The sequence below is a fragment of the Mesorhizobium album genome, assembly GCF_033977205.1.
In the GTDB taxonomy this organism is placed as follows: domain Bacteria; phylum Pseudomonadota; class Alphaproteobacteria; order Rhizobiales; family Rhizobiaceae; genus Mesorhizobium; species Mesorhizobium album.
The window spans coordinates 1-733 of sequence record NZ_JAVIIW010000153.1; the positions used below are offsets into that span (position 1 = coordinate 1).

At 65.1% G+C, this 733-nt stretch carries 1 pseudogene; it reads right to left on the reverse strand.

The features are described 5' to 3' along the window. Positions 1–733: pseudogene (locus RFN28_RS34685) on the reverse strand (caspase family protein); the annotation flags it as partial.

A 733-nucleotide genomic window follows, 5' to 3' on the forward strand; every position in this document is an offset into this window, starting at 1 on the left:
TTGTTCTTCTCGACCTTCTCCTGCGCGCTCTGCCCGTTTTCGGCCGGCGCACCGTTGACGGTCGGCAGCTTGCGGAACTTCTTGCCCTTCCGCTGATCCGTGCCCTGCTCTCCGGTCACGGCGGCACCGGCATTGCCCGTCGCTTCCTGGTTGCCGCCCGCGATGCCTTGCTTGCCGAGCTGCTTCCTCAACTTGTTGCCGGGCAAATTCTGGTCGTTGAGCGCCGGCTTGCCGTTGACGAGCGGCAGCTTTTTGCCGTCGGCTCCGGGCAAGGCGTGATCGCGCGACAGCTTGCCGGTCGCGGACTGGGTCTCCGGCTGCGCAGTCGCGGCGCCAGGCTGCTGACCCTGGATAACACGCTGGCCGGGCTTCGGCGGCAAGCCGACCTGTTGCTTGGACTGGGCCTGACCGGATATCGCCGCCTTCTTCTGCAGCACCGGCGGCAGCGCAACCTTGGCCGCCAACGCGTCCGCGCGGGCACCAACGGCGCCTCCGAGCGTCTTTTGGCCTGTGGTGACGCCAGCCTGAGCATTGCCGCTCGGCTGCGCGGTTTGATTGATGGTCTCGTTTCTGATCGTCGTGTTGATGTTGTTGATGACGGTCGTGTTGTGGATGTTGTTGAAGATGATGTCGTTCGGCGGCGGCACGATGTGGCGCGGCGGATTGATGAACACCGGTATCGGCACGAACACCGGCGTCGGCAGGATGAATACGTCAACCGGCGGCGGCGGCG